Source organism: Pinirhizobacter sp. (assembly GCF_035317885.1).
In the GTDB taxonomy this organism is placed as follows: Bacteria; Pseudomonadota; Gammaproteobacteria; order Xanthomonadales; family Rhodanobacteraceae; genus Pinirhizobacter.
This window is the reverse complement of the sequence record NZ_DATHFX010000139.1, coordinates 1-2,471: the sequence shown is the minus strand read 5'-3', so window position 1 is coordinate 2,471 and position 2,471 is coordinate 1. Positions and strand designations below refer to the sequence as shown.

Genomic DNA, 2,471 nt, shown 5'->3' with positions numbered 1-2,471 from the left:
CGCCAGCGCTGGTTGCGATCGGGCGGAAGGGGGATCGCGTCGCTCACGCCACAGGCTCCCCATCGGCGCGGTCGTCACCCAGTACCGCGCCGACCACGGTGGCCAGGCGCGAGCGCAGGCGCGCGTCGATGCGCGAATGCTCCGACTCCAGCCGGCAGTCGCCGCGGTCGAGCGTGCGATCCTCGACGATCAGCCACGACTCTTCCGAGCCGCCCCGATGATCGCGCACGAGGGCCGCGTCGTCCGGATGCAGTACAACGCGGATATGACGCTCGGAGGCCGGCAGTACGTGCACAGCCTGGCGCACCACGTCGATGATTCTTTCTGGCGCGAGGGAGATCTCAGCGCCCAGCACGCGCTCGGCGACCACGGTGGCAAGCCACGCCAGTTCCCGGGCCACCTCGTCGTCCAGCTCCGCCAGGGGGCGGGCCGCGGCGGCGTAAAGCGCCTCCAGGCGGCCGGTCTGCGACAGCAGTTCACGGCGCGCGGTGGCGCGCCCTTCGGCAAGACCCGCGTTGAAGCCTTCTTCACGCGCCTGTCGTTCGATCGCCTCCAGTTCGGCGATCGTGGGCAATGGCGAGGACGGTTCTTCCTTGGCGCGGCGCACGGCAGGCTCGCCGACGGGCGGCAGTTCCCAGCGCTCGTAGGCAGAGGCCTCGTCGCGTCCAAGGACGCTCATCAGACGAATTCCTCACCGCCGCCGGTAAGGGTGATCTGGCCGGCATCGGCCAGGCGGCGTGCACTGGCCAGCACTTCCTTCTGCGCGGCGTCCACTTCGCTTACGCGTACCGGGCCCTTCACTTCCAGGTCGTCGCGCAGCATGTCGGCGGCGCGCTTGGACATGTTGCTGAAGATCTTCTCGCGCATCGCAGGCTCGGCCCCCTTCAACGCCGTGATCAGCGTGGCCGAAGGGATATCGCGCAACAGCGCCTGCATGCTGCGGTCGTCAAGGTCCGCCAGGTCGTCGAAGACGAACATCAGTTCCTCGATCTTCTCGCCCAGGTTCGAATCCAGCCCGCGGATGGATGCCATCAATTCAGCCTCTCGCGAGGCTTCCATCGAATTGAGGATGGCCGCGGCCGCCTTCAGGCCACCCACGGTGGCCGACTTCATCTTGTTGCTGGTGCCGGAGAACTGGCGCTCCATGATTTCGTCGAGCTCGTCCAGCGCATGCGGCTGCACGCCGTCGAGGGTGGCGATGCGCATCACCACGTCCGAGCGTGTGCGCGGCTGCAGGTACCCCAGGACCTCGGCAGCCTGGTCAGGCTCCAGGTGCGCCAGCACCAGGGCGATGATCTGCGGGTGTTCCTGGCCGATCATCTCGGCGATGGCGCGGCTTTCCATCCACTTGAGCGACTCCAGGCCCTTGGAGCTGCGGCCCAGCAGGATGCGGTCGATCAGGCTGCCAGCCTTGGTTTCGCCAAGGGCATTCACCAGCACCTTGCGGATATATTCCTCGGTACCCACGCCCAGCGCCGTGTGCTGGCCCATGTCTTCGGTGAGGCGGCTAATCACGCCGTCGACCTGTTCCTTGGACACGTTCTTCAGCGCCGCCATGGCGGTGCCGACCGACTGCACGTCGCGGGCGTTCAGGTGCTTGAGCACCGTGGCCGCGTCTTCTTCGCCAAGCGTCAGCAGCAAGATCGCCGCACGCTGGGAACCGTTCAATGCCTCAGCCATCTTCTGCCACCCAGCTCTTGACTACCTGCGCAACCTGTTTGGGATTGTCGTTGGCCATGCGCTTGGCCAGGCCGATCTTCTGTTCGTAGGCGAGTAAAGCCGGGGCGCCCTTGCCCCGTGGAGTGTCCAGCTGATGCGAGTCGCGCTCGTCGTCGTCCACCATCACCGAAACCGTGGGCACGGGACCTGCCAGAGCCGGCTGCATGCCGCCGGACCCCGGCCGCATCGCCGTGCGCATCATCGGGCGGATGACGAAGAAGGCCACGGCCAGCGCCGCCAGCACGCCCAGCGCCTGCTTGATCAGGTCGAGCACGCCCGGCTTCTGCCAGAAAGGAATATCGATGCCCACGTCGTCCACCGGCGTGGCGTGGAAGGCTTCGTTGATCACGCTGACGCTATCGCCACGCGCGGCATCGAAGCCCACGGCATTCTTGGTGAGCGTGGTCATGCGCTCGATTTCTTCCGGGGTGAAGGCAACGCTTCCGGTCTTGCCATCCTTGCCCACCACCGTCTTGTTGTCCACCACCACGGCGACCGTAAGCCGCGACACCTTCCCCGCCGGATCCACCACATGGCTCACGGTGCGGTCGAGCTCGTAATTGCGCGTGGCGCTGCTGGTGCTCTGGGAAGGTTCGGTGGCCTGGGCGGTGGCCGCGGCCTGTGGGCCGCCTGGTTTCTTGCCGGCATCGGGCTTGGCCGCCGTGGCCTGGGCAACGGTGTTGGGTGGCTGGTTGGAGAGCGCCCCCGGGACGCCGCCGGCGGCGGCGGCGTCATGGCGCGTATCGCTGCTG

At 67.1% G+C, this 2,471-nt stretch carries 3 protein-coding genes; all 3 read right to left on the bottom strand.

All coding sequences use genetic code 11. The features are described from left to right. Positions 1-43: 43 nt before the first annotated feature. Positions 44-679, bottom strand: a complete 636-nt coding sequence (locus VK519_RS04335) for a flagellar assembly protein FliH (RefSeq protein WP_324347909.1) — start codon at positions 677-679, stop codon at positions 44-46. Further along, positions 679-1,668 (bottom strand): flagellar motor switch protein FliG, encoded by a 990-nt coding sequence (gene fliG, locus VK519_RS04330; protein WP_524538977.1) that lies wholly within the window; start codon positions 1,666-1,668, stop codon positions 679-681. The genes VK519_RS04335 and fliG overlap by 1 nt, the downstream gene beginning before the upstream one ends. Positions 1,669-1,672: 4 nt before the next feature. Next, the coding region (locus tag VK519_RS04325; protein WP_324347907.1) for a flagellar M-ring protein FliF C-terminal domain-containing protein at positions 1,673-2,471 on the bottom strand (799 nt) is incomplete at its 5' end.

Coding starts and splice junctions, on each gene's coding strand:
- VK519_RS04335 (WP_324347909.1), bottom strand. CDS start 679: ATGAGCGTCCTTGGACGCGACGAGGCCTCTGCCTACGAGCGCTGGGAA.